The organism is Acidimicrobiales bacterium (genome assembly GCA_016794585.1).
Taxonomy (GTDB): Bacteria; Actinomycetota; Acidimicrobiia; order Acidimicrobiales; family DATDAH01; genus JAEUJM01.
Genome location: JAEUJM010000011.1, coordinates 1 through 16,763, shown reverse-complemented (window position 1 = coordinate 16,763; position 16,763 = coordinate 1). Strand labels below are relative to the sequence as shown.

The following is a 16,763-nucleotide window of genomic DNA, read 5'->3' as shown; positions in this document are numbered from 1 at the left end:
GTCAGACCGGGCCGATGAGGATGACCGTGTCGTCGTCGGCGAGGTCGACGGTGGCGGTCTTGGCGGGGTTCACCACGACGTCGTTGGTGGCGGTGATGCGGTAGCCGAGGGCCACCTCGCCGAGCGCCGCCGCCGACGCCACGACGTCGGCGAAGGGCACCGCGCCCGCCGGCACGTACTGGCGGGCGGGGTGCATCTGCACCGCCGACCCGTCCGAGTCGAACAGGTCGATGAACACGTCGTGCAGCTCGGCGCGCTCGGCGAGCTGCGCCATCATGTAGCTCGCCAGGGCGTCGCTGACCACGAAGTCGTCGGCGCCGGTGACGACGGCGAGGTCCACGTCGCGGGCGTCGAGCAGCTCGGTGACGATGCGGGGGCGGCGGTGCACCTCCCGCAGCGACCGGTTGAGGAGCAGGAGGTTGAGGAGGGTCTTGGCGTCGGCCTCGGCGGGCGAGGCGCTCTCCCGGTAGCCGAGGATGATGACGCTTCCATAGGGACGGGAGGACGCGACCTCGTCGTACTCGTCGGTGTGGCCGCCGATGTGGCGCAGGTGCACCTCGAGGTGCTCGAGCGGGGGCACGGGGAGCTCGAGGTGGTCGATGGTGTCCTCGTGCACGAGCACGTCCGCCACCGAGCCGGGGACCACGAACTGGTCGAGGTGATGCAGCACGAGGGGGGCGAGGTCGTTCCAGCCCACGAGGAGCAGGTGCTCGGGCGCCGCCGGCGTGGGGTCGACGGGCATCGGCGTCGGGGCCGGACGATCGGAGAAGCCGGTGAAGACCACCGTGTCGTCGTCCTCCGACACTGCGATGACCGAGTCGCCCTCGGCGAAGACGGTGTCCATGGGCGGGTTCACCTGGACGACGCCGTCGGCGGTGTACCGGCCGAGGACCGTCGAGGTCTCGTAGGCGAGGAGCGCCTCGCCGAACGTGTGGCCCACCAGTTCGGGGGCGGGCTGGAAGTAGATCTCGTCGCCGTCGAAGTCGAGCAGCTCCTGGAAGACGAAGCTGAGGCCACTCTGGCGACACGCCTGGGCGGTGACGCGAGCCACGACGTCGGCGGCTCGCACCGGCAGGATGCGGCCCTCGCCGGCGGCGAAGAGGGCGGCCACGGTGCCGGGGTCGGACATCTCGACCACCACGGGCGACTGCTCGAGCTCGGGATCGCGGCTCATCACGGCCAGCACGGCCTTGACCGCCTCGGCGTCCCCGGCGGCGCCGGCCTCGGCCAGGACGATGATCGAGCGGGCCGAGCCGACGTTGACCATGGCCAGGTCGTTCAGGCTGGAGGGGTCGCCGGTGCGACAGACGATGCGGGTGCCGCCGGGATCGCCGGCGCGGTCGCGCAGCTCGTCCTCCATGACGGTCTTGTCCTCGGGGGCGAGGACGACGATGCAGGCGCCGGGCTGGTTCTCGTTGGCCACGACGAGCTCGGAGACGATGGTGAAGATGCGCGGCGACCACCCGAGGATCAGGGTGTGGCCGGACTCGACCACGAAGCTGCGGCCCTTGCGGAGGTTCTCGATCTTCTGGTCGAGGGCCACCGCGATGATGCCGATCAGGGCGCTGGCGAGGAAGATGCCGGCGAGCGTGACCAGCAGCGACAGGAAGCGCAGGCTCCACCCGCCGTCTCCCGACATGGTGCCCGGGTCGATGACGCGGAGCATGGCCTGCCACATGCCCTCGCCGTACGAGTCGGAGTCGCCGAACTGCAACCGGAACAGGGCGAGGCCGGTGGCGGCCAGGACGACGATGAGCGCGGTGGCGGCCACGAGGGCCAGCACGATCATGGAGGTACCGCGCGAGAACAGGAGGTCCACCTGGTAGCGGAGCTTGTCCCCGAACGAGATCTGGTGATCGAGCATCTCGGGGCGGTTGGTCGTGCCCGTCTTGGACGCCTCGTGGCGCGGCCCGCGCCTCGCTCGACCCAGCTTCTGTGCCACCGCTGCCTCCCCGGCCGGTCCCGCATCGTCGTGCGACGACGCCCGCAGCGTAGTGGTCGGCCAGAATGGGGCCATGACCATGTTGAACGAGGCCCCCACCGCCATCCACCGGGGCGACGACGAGCTGCCGTGGGTCGACCTCGGCGAGGGCGTCGAGCTCAAGGTGCTCCAGGTGAACATCAACCACGGCCTGTGGGTGATCCGCAACCGCTTCGCCCCCGGCGCGGCCGTGCAGATCCACAAGCACACCGGCCAGGTGTTCGCCTTCACCCACTCGGGGTCCTGGAAGTACAAGGAGTCGGACTACGTCAACACCGCCGGCTCGTACCTCTACGAGCCCGCCGGCTCCGTGCACACGCTGATCGTGCCCGACACCAACACCGAGCCGACCGACGTGCACTTCGCCATCTACGGCGCCAACCTCAACCTCGACGCCGAGGGCAACGTCGAGATGGTGATCGACGCCGGCCTGATCCTCCAGGTCTACCGGGGCATGTGCGAGGCCATCGGCCACCCCGACCCCCCGGTCATCGTCGACGTCTGATCCGGCCTGATCCGTTCTGCCAGCACGAGCCTGTTCTGCAGAACATGCTGGTGCTGGCAGAACGAGCGATCAGGTGAGGGCGCGGAGGGCGTCGGACTGGCCGAAGCAGTCGTAGAGCGAGCCGGCGTAGGACTCGGGCAGGTCGGCGGCGCTGACCACCGGGCAGGACGACGACACCGCGCTCAGCACCGATGAGGAGCCGCCCCCCATACCGCCCATGCCGCCGCCGGGGCCGCCGCCCATCCCGCCGCCGCTGACCAGCACGTAGCGGACGGCGCCGGAATCGACGAGGTCGGCGAAGTCGGCGACGGTGAGGGTCTGGTCGGTGCCCATGAACCCGCCGAGGGCCATGACCGAGACGCCCTGGTCGGCGATGAGGCCGGAGGCGGTCTGGGCCGAGCCCACCACGAGCGCCCAGGTCTCGCCGTCGGTGTGGGCCTCGAGCCACGCCGCCAGCTCGGGGTCGCCGTTCGACGATGCCGAGCCGAAGCTCGAGCCGGCGGTGCCCTCACGGGGGCCGGCCTGGGGCAGCGTCGAGTTGAGCACCGGGTTGGCGGTCTCGCTGACCGCCCACGCCGCCGGGCTCACGAGCAGGGCGGCGAGCCCCACCGCGAGGCCGGCGAGCACCGTGCGGCCCCGGCGGGTGACCAGGCCGTGGACGACCGCGGCGACCGCTACGGCCGCGAGCAGGACGAGCGGGGCACGGGTCCAGCCGTAGAAGCCGGGCAGCCGACCGGAGAGCTCGAGCTGGAGCAGGACCGTCACCGCGCCCGCGGCGCCGAGCACCGCCAGCCACCAGCGACTGCGGCGGACGAAGGGGACCGCCGCGGCGGCGCCGATGCCGATCAGCGCAGCGACGCCGGGAACGAGGGCGGACGTGTAGTAGCTGTGGAACGTCCCCTCGGCCCGGCTGAAGACCACGGCGAAGAGGAGCGCCCAGCCCGCCCAAAGGGCGACGTGGGCCCGTCGCACCCGGTCGGACCGCCAGAGCCAGAGGGACGCGATGGCCGCGACCGCGGCGAGGGGCAGCAGCCAGGCCACCTGACCACCGACGGCGTCGCTGAACAGCCGCAACGGGCCGGCGCTGCCGCCGAAGATCCCGCCGATGCCGCCCATCGCCCCGCCGCCGATGCCCCCGCCAGGACCGCCGCCGCCCGGACCGGCGCCGCCGCCGACCATGCCCGAGCCCCCGTTGACCCGGCCGAGGCCGTTGTAGCCGAGGACGAGGTCGAGCACGGTGTCGTCGGTGCTGCCGCCGATGTAGGGGTGGGAGCCGGCGAGTACGTCGACCGCGAAGATCCACGGCGCCGAGCAGACGACGGTGCTGACCAGCAGGACGCCGAGGCGCTTGGCCCGCTCCCACCACGCCGTGGCGCCCATCCCCGAGACGCCGACGACCAGCGCCAGCGCGAGCGCCGGACCGGGGATGTAGGCGGCCAGCATCTTGGTGTTGAAGGCCAGGCCCACGCAGGCGCCCGCCATCGCGACCCAACGCATCCAGTGGCGTTCGTCCTCGACGGCCTTGAGGGTGGCCCACGCGGCCGCCACCAGGAACAGGATCAGGAAGGGCTCGGGGATGTTGAGCCGGTTCACCGCCACGTTCACCGGGCTGAGGGCGAGCACCATGCCGGCGACCGTCGCCGCGACCGTCCCGAACCGGGGCCGGACGATGCACCACAGCAGCGCCACCGCGGCGGCGCCGGCCAGGGCACTCGGGAGCAGCAGGCTCCAGCTGTTGACGCCGAAGACCCGGGCCGACAGCGCCGCGATCCACAGCGCCACGGGGGGCTTGTCGACCGTGATGAAGCCGCCAGGGTCGAGCGAGGCGAAGAAGAAGTTCGACCACGACGTCGTCATCGAGCGGGTGGCCGCCGCGTAGTACTGGTTGCCGAGCCCGTTCAGGGTGAGCGCCCAGGCGTTGAGGGCGAACGAGACCAGGGTGACGGCCATGAGCCCGGCCGGCGGCCGGTGGACACGGCGACGCGCCGGCGAGGGATCCGCCGGCGACAGGTCGGGCTCGGCGGGGATCGGCGCCGGCGGCGCGTCGAGGGTGAGGGCCATTCACAGATCCTCCCCACCCAGGGTCAGACCGCCCTCGGCCCCACCTGGGAATCTCCTGAGAGGGGTTTCGAGGTCAGCGGGGGAGGCGGAGGGTGAAGCGGGCGCCGCCGCCGTCGGCGGCGGGGACGTTCTCGACCGAGGCCTCGCCGCCGTGGGCGGCGGCGATGGCGGCGACGATGGACAGGCCGAGGCCGGCGCCGTCGCCGACGCGGGACTCGTCGGCCCGCCAGAAGCGGTCGAAGACCCGCTCGGCGTCCTCGCCGGCGATGCCCGGGCCGTGGTCGCGCACGGTCACGACCGCCCGGTCGGCGACCACGTGGGCGCCGACGTCGATGGGTGAGCCCTCGGGCGTGTGCTTGATGGCGTTGGTGACGAGGTTGGCGATGGCCTGGCGCAGCTGGTCCCGATCGCCCTTGAGGACGACGGGATCCGGGGCGTCGAGCGTGACCCGGCGGTCGGAGGCGGCCGCGACCGCGTCGGTGCAGGCGTCGGCGGCCAACACCGACAGGTCCACCGGGGCGGACTCGATCTCGCGGGTCTCGTCCAGGCGGGCCAGCATGAGCAGGTCCTCGACGAGTGTCTTCATGCGGGCCGACTCCTCCTCGATGCGGCGGAGGATGACGGGCAGGTCGACCGCGGGCTCGCCATCGGGGCCGGCCGGGCGCTCCTGGCCGAGGCGGAACAGCTCGGCGAAGCCCTGGATGGACGTCAGCGGCGTCCGCAGCTCGTGGGAGGCGTCGGCGAGGAACTGGCGCAGCTTGCGCTCGGTGGCGTCGCGCTCGGCGAAGGCCTCCTCGAGCTCGGTGAGCATGGTGTTGATGGCGAGGCCGAGCTCGCCCACCTCGGAGCGGTCGTCGGCGGGCTCGACCCGCTGGTGGAGGTCGCCCGCCCGGATGGTCCGCGCCGTGCCGGCCATCCGCTCCAGCGGGTGCAGGCCCCGCCGCAGGATGAGCCACGACCCGCCTGCGAGGAGGGCCAGCAGGGTGGCGCCGGCGACGGTCTCGATGAGGATCAGCTGCTGGAGCGACTGGTCGACCTCGTCCAGGGGGATGGCCACGATGGTCACGAGGCCGGAGCGACCGTCCACCGGGCCGGCGAACACCCGCCAGCGGGTCCCGCCCTCGACCGAGCCGGTCTCGAAGACCTCGCTCCCCCCGGCGACGTCGACGTCGTCGGGGATGTCCGGCTGGGCGTAGTCGTCCGACAGCTGGACGCTGGCGAGGACGGTGCCGTCGGCGTCCTGGAGCTCGCCGTAGGTGCCGGTGGGCGCCACCACCTGGGGCTGGGGTCGGTTGGGGTCGCCCGCGTCCTGCCCGGGGAGGCCACCGGTGCGGCCGTCGCCGTCGAGGTCGATGCCGTCGGCCTCTCCCCCGGCCTGGCCCAGCATGGTGATGGTGACGGGGGCGACCGACGACCGGAGCTGCTCGTCGACCTGGTCGTAGCGCGACCGGGCGTACAGGGAATAGGTGGCGAACCCGAAGATGAGCAGGCCGACGGTGGCCAGCGCGGTGAGTCCGAGGGTGAGGCGGGCACGGAGGGTCACGGCTCAGCCCCTCGGCCGGCGGTCCGCAGGGCGCTCACGACCCGCATCCTGGCGCATCCCCGGGACGGGAGCGAGCACGCGGCGGTGCGCCGGGGCGGCGGGCGCACCCGTGCCCCTGTCCACGCCGGCGGTTTCGGCCGCGAGCGTCCTGCGGAACGCTCGCCCGGGTCGGCGTCCCTCCCGGACGGCCATCAGGCGGCGACCGGGATGCGGCCCGGCGGCGCGGGCGGCGCCGGGACCACGTCCCGGTCCAGCGCGACCCCGTGTGCGGCCACGGCCGCCGGGGCCTCGACGGGCCCACGGCCGTCGGCGCCGACCGCGGGAGCGAGATCGGTGGGAGCGAGGTCGGAGGGGGCGTGGGCGTCGATGCCGGCGCCGGCCGCGGGGGCCGGGACCGAGACGGCCATCGGGCCGGCGCAGGCGGGGAGGGGCCCTTCGTCCCCCGCACCCGAGCCGTCGGTGCGGGGTCCGGGGCCGCGCCGGGCGAAGAGCACCCGGTCGAGCACGAGGAACTGGAGGACCCACAGCGAGCCGAAGGCCGCCAGGTTGGCGACCTCGACCGCCGCGGTGCGCCAGAACGCGTCGAGACCCGCGGCCGTGGCCCACTGCCCGACGGTCGCCACGAGGAAGGTGGAGAGGGCGAGGCCGGCGAAGGAGAGGACGCAGAACGGCCCGATCTCGGCGGCCAGCGAGCGCCTGCCGGTCCTGCCCCAGACCCAGCGGCGGTTGAGCTCGAAGGACGGGACGGTGCCCACCCCCGTGGCCACGATGTTGGCCCAGCCGGGGGTGAGGGTGGCGGTGGCGACGAGGGCACCGAGCACGGTCATGCTCGTGGCCGTCGCGATCAGCGAGACGGTGCCGTAGCGCGCGAGCTGCCACACGCGGTGAGCCAGGTGGCCGAGGCCGAGCCGAGCCAGCAGCCCGTCGACCCGGCCGCGCACGCCCTCGATTCGAGCACCTCCGAGGACGGCGCCGGAGGTGTCGGCCGCTGCGCCGCTCGAGGTGGAGGCGACGGCGTTCGGATTCCGGACGCGCTCGCCTCCACCTCGGCTCGGGAGGGGCGTCCGGCTCATCGGACGCCGGAGCGGGCCGCGGCGCCGGCGGGGCGGAAGACCCAGCGGCGCAGGAGCAGGAAGCGGGCGACGGCGGCGACGCCGTTCACCAGGGTGAGCACCAGCAGCTGGGCGCCCAGGCTCGTGGTCCCGGCCGCGGCCAACACGCCGAGCGCGACGAGGTCGAGCACCAGGGGGAAGGCCGCCACCGCGGCACCGGCCACCACGTGACGGCGGCGCTCGCTGCGGCCCGAAAGGGAGAAGGTGAGGCGGCGGTTGGCCGCGGTGTTGACCACCGAACAGAGGCCGAAGGCGACGAACAGCGCCCCGACCGCCCCGAGGGGGCCGACGAGCAGCGCGAAGAGCACCGCGAACACGACGGTGGACACGAGGCCGATGGATGCGAAGCGGACCAGTTGCGCCGCCAGAGTCGGTCGGGCGGCGTTCAGGCCACTGGGGGTGGGTGCCGGCAGTCCCGCAGTGAGGGTCACCTCGCCCCGGGCCGTGCGCTTGAGCATGCGCCAGATGCCGAGGAGGTCGTCCCGGGCGGTGCTGACCACGTCGACGCGCGAGTCCGGGTCGTCGACCCAGTCCACCGGCACCTCGTGGATGCGCAGCCCGTTGGCCTCGGCCAGCACGAGCAGCTCCGTGTCGAAGAACCAGCCCTGGTCCTCGACCAGGGGCAACAGGGCGCGGGCCACGTCGCTCCGCACGGCTTTGAAGCCGCACTGCGCGTCGGAGAAGCCGTTGTGGAGGGTGGCCCGGAGCAGGAGGTTGTAGCTGCGCGAGATGGCCTCTCGCTTCGGGCCCCGCACGATGCGCGACGCCGCCGCGAGGCGGGTGCCGATGGCGACGTCGCTGTGGCCCGACACCAGCGGGGCGACGAGGGGCAGCAGCGCGTCGAGGTCGGTGGAGAGGTCGACGTCCATGTAGGCCACCACGGGTGCGGGGCTCGCCGTCCACGCCGCCCGGAGCGCACGCCCCCGACCCTTCGCGTCGAGGTGCACGCCCTGGACCCCCTCGAGCTCGTAGGCCAGCCGGCAGGCGATGGGCCAGGTGCGGTCGGTGCTGGCGTTGTCGGCCACCGTGATCAGCCACGGCAGCGGGAACTCCTCGGTGAGGTAGGCGTGGAGCCGCCGGACCGACGCCTCGATGCCCGACTCCTCGTTGTAGACGGGCACCACGATCTCGACGACGGCCGTCCGCCGGCGTGCATCGCTGGCCAGCACGGACAGCAGGTCCCGGTCGGCCACGACGCCCGGCACGCCCGTGCTCGGGTGGTGGACCCGGGCCGCCTGGGCGACCCGACCCGAGGCCGTCGACGAGGCGGTGGTGTCGACGTGGCGGGGAGGGGCCGCGGAGGTCGTCGGGGTGGCGGGGACGGCGAGGTCGCTCATGGGGGCAGGTTCGGCGCCGGCGCTCAGGGCATCCTCGGCCCTTCCTGGGAGTTCGCTGAGAAAGCCGGCGAGAACGTCGATCGCGGCCCGCGCCGCATCTACGGTGGCGTCCGTGAGCGACGACGGCGGCCAGCCCACGATTCTCGTGGTCGACGACGAGGAGCACATCACCGAGCTCCTGTCGATGGGCCTCGGCATGCACGGCTTCGAGGTCGTGCGCGCCGCCAACGGCCGCGAGGGCCTGGCCAAGGTCGAGGAGGTGCGCCCCGACCTCATCGTGCTCGACGTGATGATGCCCGAGCTCGACGGGTTCGAGGTGGCCCGCCGCCTCCGCCAGGTCGAGGGCGCCGGCACCCGCATCCCCATCATCTTCCTGACCGCCCGGGACACCACCGCCGACAAGGTCGAGGGGCTCCGCCTCGGGAGCGACGACTACGTCACCAAGCCCTTCAGCATCGAGGAACTGGTCGAGCGGGTGAAGGCGGTGCTGCGGCGGACGTCCGGCGTGCGCGCCGGGGGCACCAAGCTCACCTACGCAGACCTCGAGCTCGACGAGGAGACCCGCGACGTCTGGCGCGGCGGCCAGCCAGTGGATCTGACCCCCACCGAGTACAAGCTGCTGCACTACCTGCTCTCGAACCCGCGACGGGTGCTCACCCGCAACCAGATCCTCGAGCACGTGTGGGACTACACCTTCGAGGGCAACGCCAGCGTGCTCGAGACCTACATCTCGTACCTGCGCCAGAAGGTCGACCACGTCGACCCGCCGCTCATCCACACGGTGCGCGGCGTGGGCTACAGCCTCCGCCTCCCTCGCGACGCCACCGCCTGACCCCCCGACTTGGGCCGCTGACGGCCGCGCCGGGCTTCGCTAACGTGCTCGGAGGCGGGTCCGCGGGTGGCCCCCAGGCGGAGGGTGAGATGGGCACGAGGCACAACCGGGGACCGTGCCGGCAGGCGCCGCTCCGAGCCGTCCGGTCCCTCGCCGTGGCCAGCCTTCTGGCCGTCACCGTCCTGACGTCGACGTCCACGGCGACCGCCGGCGCGCAGACGACTGCCCCCGAGGTCGCCGCCCCCGAAGCGTCGGCCCGCTGGCTCCAGGTCGACGCGGGCTTCCTCCACACCTGCGGCATCACCACCGGGCACCGCCTCTACTGCTGGGGCTTCGACGGCGGCTTCGCCCTGGGCGACGGCGGCGGGCGGCGCAGTCGCAACGTCCCCGTCGAGGTCGCCGGCCACACCGCCGACTGGGCCCAGGTCTCGGCCGGCTACGACCAGACGTGCGCGGTGAAGCTCGATCACCGGCTCTTCTGCTGGGGCACCGACACCCTCGGCCTGCTCGGCAACGGCCCGGGCCAGCAGGACGCGGCCGGGCCGGTGGAGGTCGCCGGTCTCACCACCGACTGGGCCCAGGTGGCCGCCGGGGGCAACACGTGCGCCATCAAGACCACCGGTCACCTGTTCTGCTGGGGCAGCGACCGGTACGGCGGCGTCGGGGACGGCGGTGGGCGTGGCGACACCGGCGTTCCCGTCGAGGTCGCCGGGCAGTCGAACGACTGGCAGCAGGTGTCGGCGGGCCTCGCCCACGTCTGCGCGGTCAACACCGCCGACCGCCTCCGGTGCTGGGGCCAGGACTTCTTCGGCCAGGTCGGTGACGACGAGGCCCGGGCGGACCGCACGGCGCCCACACCCGTCTCGGGAGACCCCGCCGTGTGGGCGTCCGTGGCCGCCTCGGAAGGCCACACCTGCGCGACCACCACGTCGGACCGCCTCTTCTGCTGGGGCCACGACCACTACGGCCAGCTCGCCGCCCCGGGTCAGGACACCGCCGACCGCGGGACACCGACCGAGGTGCAGCGGAACCGCACCGACTGGGGCAGGGTGAGCGGCGGCGGCTTCGCCCACACCTGTGCCACCCGGACCACCGGGCTCCTCTACTGCTGGGGCCAGACGTGGCGGGCGGCCCTCGGGCGGAAGATCCCGTATGGGCTGCAGTTCACGCCATTGAAGGTCTTGGGCTTCACCGACTGGGCATCGGTGACGGCCGGCCTGGGCAGCACCTGCGCGCTGCGGGCCAACGGCCTCCTCTACTGCTGGGGCAACAACGAGTTCGGCCAGGCCGGAGTCGCCTCGACCGCCCGGAAGATCGTCGGCCCCACCAGGGTGGCGCTCAGCGTGTGAGCGCGTCCGCCGGCGCGCTCCTTCGCTCCTAGGGTGACGGCCATGATGGCCGAGCGGCGGTTCCGGGTGATGGGCAGCGACGCCCACGTGATCGTGGTGGGCGGCGCCGACGACGACGCCGGCGAGGCGGTCGAGCGTCGGGCCGACGAGTCGCTCCTCGACCACGCGCAGCAGCGCCTCGACCGGCTCGAATCGCTGTGGTCGCGCTTCCAGCCCGACAGCGAGGTCACGCAGCTCACCGAGTGCGCCGGCGAATGGGTCACCGTGAGCGAGGAAACGTCGATCCTCGTGCGTCGGGCCGTCGAGGCCTGGCGCATCAGCGGCGCCTCCTTCGACCCCACCGTGCTGGGCGACATGATCCGGGCCGGCTACGACCGCACCTTCGACGCCCTGGCCGCCACGCCGGGGCGCTCCGGGATCAGCCGCCTGCTTCACGGCGCCGGCGAGATCGAGGTGGACGGCAACCGGGTGCGCCTGCCCGAGGGCACGGGCTTCGACCCCGGCGGCATCGGCAAGGGTCTCGCTGCCGACTTCGTGACCGGCGAACTGCTGGCGGCGGGCGCCGCCGGCGTGTGCGTGAACGTCGGCGGCGACCTGCGCGTCCGGGGCACCGGCCCCGGCGAGGGCGGCGCCTGGACCGTGGGCATCGAGCACCCGTGGTTGGACGAGCCCCTCGCCCTCGTGGGCCTGCTCGACGGCGCCATGGTCACCTCCACCACCCTGAAGCGGCACTGGACCGTCGACGGCGAGGAGCGCCACCACCTCATCGACCCCGGCACGGGCCGGCCGTCCACCAGCGACCTCACCCTCGTGACCGTCATCGCCACCGAGGGCTGGCGGGCCGAGATCCTGGCCAAGGCCGTCCTGCTGCGGGGAAGCGAGCACCCCTTCGACCTGCTCGGCGGCACCGGAGCGGAGGCGATGTGCCTCGACCGCGACGGCCGGGTGCAGGCCACCGACGGCTTCGCCGCCTTCCTCGGCACGGCGGCGCTGCCCGACCGCGTCGACGCCTCCCCTCCCACCGGCGCCTGACCGGCGGCGGCCGGGTCAGCGGTCAGGAGGCAGGTAGCTCCTGGATGTAGGCGACGAGGGCGTCGACCTCCTGGGGTGACAGGTCGTAGCTCGGCATGATCGGCGAGAAGCCCTCGACGGTCGCCGACGCCGGGTCCTGGATGGACTGCTTCAGGTAGGCGGCGTCGGCCACGACCGTCTCGCCGTCGCTCAGCTCGACCTCGGACCCGGCGAGTCCCTGCCACGTCGGGCCCGTGCCCCCGGACCCGTCGATCGAGTGGCACGACTGGCAGCCGTTGTCGGCGGCCACCTCGGCGCCCTCCTGCGCCTGCGGCGACAGGTCGAGGTCCGCCGACGACTCGTCGGAGCCGCAGGCGGCCAACGACAAGGCGGCGGCAAGGCCGGCGAGAGCCAGCCCGGTCCCACGAATGATCCGCGACTTCGTTCGAGCCATGAGATGGAGGTCGTCTCACGGGGGCCCCTGGTTCCCGAGGCCCCTCGAGGGACCAGGTGCCAGAATCTGGACCATGGCGAACGGCGATGTGGGCGACCCGCCACCGGCCGACGCAGCAGGCCGGACCTGGGCCCCGCCGATCTGGGACGGCTCGGCCTGGGTGGTGCCGGGTACCACCTGGGCGTGGGACGGCGCCCAGTGGGTGGACCGCGCGCCGGCACCCGTCCCCGCGCCTCCGCCGCCACCCCCGCCGCCCCGTCCTCAGATGGCGACACCGGCCACGGCGCCGATGCCCACGGGCCCCGTGCCGGGCCCGCCGCCTGCCGGGGCGCCGACGTCGTGGGCGCCCGGTGGGGCGACCGGTACCGCCCCTCCCGTCAGTCGGGGCGCCGTGTTCGGCCACGTGCTGTGGCGGGTGGCCGTGGTCTGCGTCGGCGGCGGGGCCGTGGTGGGGTTCCTCTTCGTGCTCGTCCTCGTCGTGGTCGGCGACGACGGCGACCGCCCGTTCTCGTTCTTGCCCGTCGGCCTGCTGGTCGGCGGGGTCCTCGGGGCCATGCTCGCCGTCGTCGCGGCACCGACGATCGCCGGCGTGTGTTCCGGCGTCCTCGTCCCCTATCCCGGTCGGGCGAAGACGCTCCTCACCGTCCGCCTGTTGGCAATGGGTCTCGTGGCCCTCTTCCTGCTGCTGTTGTTGTCCGGCGCGGTCCTCGACGTCGGCGTCATCGCGGCCCTGGCCGGAATCACGGCGGCGTCGCTCGCCGGCGCCTGGTTCGGCTCGCCCTGGGTGATCGGCTGGTACGTCAAGCGCTGCGAGGATCCCGCCCTGGCCTGACAACACGATTCGTTGGGGCGAGCGGCACGAACGAGGTGGAACCCTTCGGGCGACTCGTGCGTCTCTACTGGTGCCATGGCGGTCGACCGAGCGGCGGAGGAATTCGCCCAGCACTACCTCGAGGAGGTGAGCCGCTGTGTGGGACTCGCCTACGTGCTCTGTGGTGACGAGGGGACGGCCGAGGAGGTGGTGGCCGACGCCTTCGCCGCCTGCTGGCCCCACTTCCGCGCCGGGAAGGTCGACGACGTTCACGCCTACCTGCGCCGGGCGGTGGTCAACACCATGAACAGCCGCCTGCGCCGCCGGCGCCACGAGCGCGCCCACCTCGAGGGGCTCCGGGCGGCGAGCGGTGCGGCGGCCGGCGGCTCGGGCGCAGGGTCGGGCTCGGGGGAGGCCGTCGCCGCCGACCGGTCCGAGCTGTGGCCGGCGCTGCTGACCCTGCCCATGGACCAGCGCACCGTGTTGGCCCTGCGCTTCCTCGAGGACCGCAGCGAGGCCGAGACCGCCGCCGTGCTCGGGGTGAAGGTCGGGACCGTGAAGTCCCGCACCTCCCGGGCCCTCAGCCAACTGCGGGCGGCGCTCGGAGAGGAGCCCACCGATGTCTGACCTGGCGACGCACCTGCGGGGCGAGCTGTCCGAGCGGGCCGATGGACCGCGCTCGGCGTCCGATCTGCCCCGAAAGCTGGGCGAGGCGGTGAGCCGGCGTCGGCGGCGGGACCGGCTCGTCCTCGGCGCCGCAGTGGTCGCACTGCTGGCTATGGGCGCTACCAGCGTCGTGCTCCGCCTCTCGGGTGACGAGGACTCGACTCCCGTCGTCACCGGCCCCGACGGCGGCGCCGGCCAGTGGGTCCCGATGCCCGAGAGCCCGCTCTCCCCCCGCACGAAGGCGCTCACCTTCACGCTCGGCGACGAGGCGTTCCTCCTCGCCGGTCAACGTCTGTGCCCGCCGAACGCGCAATGTGCGATCACGGCGGCTGAGGATGGCGCTGCCTACGACCCGACCGCCCGCTCGTGGCGGTCCATCGCCAACCTCCCCGTCGGCTTGACCCATGCGACGGTCACGGTGCTCGACGGACGCGCCTACGTGTGGGGTGAGTACTACCGGGCGGTGCCGTGCCCACCGGGAGGGACCTGTGACCCCTTCGTCGACATCTTCCTCGCGTACGACGCCACCGAGGACACCTGGACCGAGCTCCCCCTGCCGTCGCAGGTCGGGCTCGAAGCGAACCGGCTCCAGGCGGGTGATGTGCCGCCGCAACTCACGACGGACGGGAGACGAGTCATCGCCTACCTGCCGGACGAGCAGGCTGCGTCCGACGATCCCTCCGCGCCATCAGCCGTCCACGCGCTCGCCTACGAACCACCGGAACCGGCGTGCTCGACGCCGCAGATCGCGATCTCCTGCCGCAGCCCCTGGGTCGAGCTCCCCTTCGACACGCTGCGGTCGTCGACCGACCGGACCCTCGTCGGCCACGACGGCGACCTCTACCTGTTCGCCACGCTGACCACCGGCGGTACGCGTGCCGCCCTGCTCCGAGCCGGCGCCGACGAATGGACCGCTCTCCCCGACCCGCCCGGTCCGCTCGATTTCGGCGCCTACGACGTCGGAGACCTGATCGTGTCGCCCTCGCCGGGGCCCACCTCGGGGGTCCCCCCGGAGGTGCTCGTCACCGCATCGCCTGCAGCGGTCTTCGACACGAGATCCGCACAGTGGCTGGATCCACCCCAACTTCCGTTCGACGCCATGCCCCGCCCGGAACCGGCGCTGGACCGCCTCGGGGTCGTCGCCGGTCCCCGTCTCATCGCTGTGGGCGGTCTGGTCTTGGACCTCGACGCTGCATCGTGGTCGGCTCTCCCTGCGCCTACGACCCTCACCGACGAGGGCCGGGCCGCGACGTGGGTCGACGACACGCTCGTCGTGTGGGGCGGCCAGTCGCCCGACGGCGAGGTCAGCGCTGCCGGGGCCACCTGGACCCCGGGTGCGATCGACGAGTCGCCCGTTCCCGACGGCACGGCCACCGGCGGATGGGTACCCATGGCGGACAGCCCGCTCTCTCCCGTGTACAACCCCGTCGCCTTCACGGTCGGGGACGAGGTGCTGGTGATGGGCGGCGGCCCCGCCTGCCCCGCCGGCGCGGACTGCGTGACGGCGAGCTGGAGCGGCTCGACCGCCGCGGCCGCGTACGACTCGGCCGCCGACTCGTGGCGCTCGATCGCCCCGCTCCCCCACACCCTCGACGAGGCGCGCGGCGTCGTCCTCGACGGCCACCTCTTCCTGTGGGCCTGGTACTGGTGCGAGGACGAGTCCGTGTGCGGCGACGGCTACGTCGACGAGTTCTGGTCGTACGACGCCAGCGACGACACCTGGTCGACGCTCACCCCGCCGCCTGACGGGACGGTCGACGGCGAGCGGGACGCCGCCTTCGGGCTCACCACCGACGGGCGGGGGATCATCGCCTTCGGCTCGATCCGTGCCGGCGACGACGCCGACGTCGCGTACGACCCTGCGGAGGACGCGTGGTCGCCCCTGCCGGTCGATCCCCTGCGCCCCACGTATCCCCGCACGATCATCGGGGTCGGCCGCGACCTCTACCTGTTCGCCGGCGTCGACGCCGATCCCACGAGCACCCGGGTCGCCGTCCTGCGGGAGGGTGCGGCCTCGTGGGAGACCCTGGCGACATCGCACGCGCTGGCCGATCCCTACTGGTACGGGATCGGCTGGTACAGGGTCGGCAACCTGGCCGTCCAACCGTCACCGGGGCCGCCCGCGGGCGACGGGGCCGACCCGTCAGCGCCGTACACGGGCATCTTCGACACCACCGCCGACGCGTGGGTCGACCCGCCCGTCTCGCCGACCGACCCGCCGCCGTACGACACCGCCGTGCTCGGCCCCGTCGCCGGTGACCGGCTCATCGAGGTCGCCGGCTACGTGTTCGATGCCGGCGCGGGCACCTGGACGCCCCTTCCCCCCACCGACCTCCTGGCCGACGGCGGCGCCGCCGGCGCCTGGATCGGTGACACCCTCGTGATGTGGGGCGGCGCTGACGAGCTCGGCAACGACGAATCCGACCGCGGCGCCGCCTGGTCACCGGCACCCTGACCCCTCGCGCCGAGTGGAGCCGCGCCGGCACACCGTCGATGGCGCCTTCGCAGTGACGCCGGTGGCCTGGCCTCGCCGCTTCGATCAGCCGATCGGGCCGCCGCGAACGCCTCGACGAGCACCTCTGAGCAGGAGCAGCGACGACCCCATACCTGTCATACCCCCTGGTGAGAATGGGGGCATGGTCGATCCCGCCGCCGCTCCCTTCGCCGGCGCCGGCGCGCCGGGGGACGGGGTGGCGGTCGAGGATCGGGTGGGGTGGGGGCCGGGGGCTCGGACGCAGCGGGTGCGGGACCTGTTCGCCCAAAAGGAGCGCACCGAGGCGGCGTTGCTCGCCGAGGTCGCCCAGTGGGACGCCGCGAAGGATTGGGCGCTCGACGGTCAGCTCTCCGCGCCGACGTGGCTGGCGTGGCAGACCCCGGTCACCAAGACCGTCGGCGGGCGTTTGATCGCCGACGCCACGTTCCTCCGGGCCCACGACGACATCGGCGCCCTGTTGGCCGCGGGTGAGTTGTGCTGCGCGCACGTGACCGCGATGGCCAAAGCCGCCAAGGGCCACGAGACCGAGTTCGCCATCTGCAAAGAGTCCCTGGTGGGCTCGGCCCGCGAGATGAACGCCACGGACTTCGCCGCGGTGATGGCCGGG

14 protein-coding genes are annotated in these 16,763 nt (G+C 73.4%); 8 read left to right on the top strand and 6 right to left on the bottom strand.

Annotation, left to right across the window (positions count from 1 at the left end; genetic code table 11):
• Position 1: 1 nt before the first annotated feature.
• The gene (locus JNK12_04460; protein ID MBL8775154.1) at positions 2 to 1,942 is read right to left on the bottom strand and encodes a hypothetical protein; all 1,941 of its coding nucleotides are present in this window, start codon (positions 1,940 to 1,942) and stop codon (positions 2 to 4) included.
• A gap of 73 nt (positions 1,943 to 2,015) precedes the next feature.
• Between JNK12_04460 and JNK12_04455 the strand changes: the two genes are divergently transcribed.
• Positions 2,016 to 2,486, top strand: coding sequence for a 2,4'-dihydroxyacetophenone dioxygenase family protein (locus JNK12_04455; protein MBL8775153.1), 471 nt, complete (start codon positions 2,016 to 2,018; stop codon positions 2,484 to 2,486).
• Positions 2,487 to 2,555: 69 nt separating this feature from the next.
• Here the strand turns inward: JNK12_04455 and JNK12_04450 are convergent, their stop codons facing one another.
• The 4 genes from JNK12_04450 to JNK12_04435 form a co-directional block, all read right to left on the bottom strand.
• Positions 2,556 to 4,547, bottom strand: a complete 1,992-nt coding sequence (locus JNK12_04450) for a glycosyltransferase family 39 protein (GenBank protein ID MBL8775152.1) — start codon at positions 4,545 to 4,547, stop codon at positions 2,556 to 2,558.
• Positions 4,548 to 4,620: 73 nt separating this feature from the next.
• Complete coding sequence (locus JNK12_04445) at positions 4,621 to 6,090, bottom strand: HAMP domain-containing histidine kinase (GenBank protein MBL8775151.1); 1,470 nt, start codon at positions 6,088 to 6,090, stop codon at positions 4,621 to 4,623.
• 191 nt (positions 6,091 to 6,281) lie between these two features.
• On the bottom strand, positions 6,282 to 7,031 hold the full coding sequence (locus JNK12_04440; protein ID MBL8775150.1) for a GtrA family protein: 750 nt from the start codon (positions 7,029 to 7,031) through the stop codon (positions 6,282 to 6,284).
• A gap of 128 nt (positions 7,032 to 7,159) precedes the next feature.
• Positions 7,160 to 8,539: a bifunctional glycosyltransferase family 2/GtrA family protein gene (locus JNK12_04435; protein ID MBL8775149.1), complete on the bottom strand. Its 1,380-nt coding sequence runs from the start codon at positions 8,537 to 8,539 to the stop codon at positions 7,160 to 7,162.
• On the opposite strand from JNK12_04435, the gene JNK12_04430 reads away from it, so the two are divergent.
• The 3 genes from JNK12_04430 (at position 8,538) to JNK12_04420 (ending at position 11,752) form a co-directional block, all read left to right on the top strand.
• On the top strand, positions 8,538 to 9,371 hold the full coding sequence (locus JNK12_04430; GenBank protein ID MBL8775148.1) for a response regulator transcription factor: 834 nt from the start codon (positions 8,538 to 8,540) through the stop codon (positions 9,369 to 9,371). The two genes, JNK12_04435 and JNK12_04430, sit on opposite strands and share 2 nt — an antisense overlap.
• A gap of 155 nt (positions 9,372 to 9,526) precedes the next feature.
• A complete protein-coding gene (locus JNK12_04425; GenBank protein MBL8775147.1) occupies positions 9,527 to 10,720 on the top strand; it encodes a hypothetical protein in 1,194 nt (397 codons plus the stop codon).
• A 42-nt stretch (positions 10,721 to 10,762) separates the two neighbouring features.
• A complete protein-coding gene (locus tag JNK12_04420) occupies positions 10,763 to 11,752 on the top strand; it encodes an FAD:protein FMN transferase (GenBank protein MBL8775146.1) in 990 nt (329 codons plus the stop codon).
• Positions 11,753 to 11,774: 22 nt separating this feature from the next.
• Here JNK12_04420 and JNK12_04415 read toward each other — a convergent pair whose 3' ends face one another.
• A complete protein-coding gene (locus tag JNK12_04415) occupies positions 11,775 to 12,185 on the bottom strand; it encodes a cytochrome c (GenBank protein ID MBL8775145.1) in 411 nt (136 codons plus the stop codon).
• A gap of 73 nt (positions 12,186 to 12,258) precedes the next feature.
• Between JNK12_04415 and JNK12_04410 the strand changes: the two genes are divergently transcribed.
• The 4 genes from JNK12_04410 to JNK12_04395 form a co-directional block, all read left to right on the top strand.
• A complete protein-coding gene (locus JNK12_04410; protein MBL8775144.1) occupies positions 12,259 to 13,017 on the top strand; it encodes a hypothetical protein in 759 nt (252 codons plus the stop codon).
• 75 nt (positions 13,018 to 13,092) lie between these two features.
• Complete coding sequence (locus tag JNK12_04405) at positions 13,093 to 13,623, top strand: sigma-70 family RNA polymerase sigma factor (protein ID MBL8775143.1); 531 nt, start codon at positions 13,093 to 13,095, stop codon at positions 13,621 to 13,623.
• Positions 13,616 to 16,117, top strand: coding sequence for a hypothetical protein (locus JNK12_04400; protein MBL8775142.1), 2,502 nt, complete (start codon positions 13,616 to 13,618; stop codon positions 16,115 to 16,117). The genes JNK12_04405 and JNK12_04400 overlap by 8 nt, the downstream gene beginning before the upstream one ends.
• Before the next feature lie 181 nt (positions 16,118 to 16,298).
• Positions 16,299 to 16,763: hypothetical protein (locus tag JNK12_04395; protein MBL8775141.1), on the top strand; the 465-nt coding region annotated here is incomplete at its 3' end.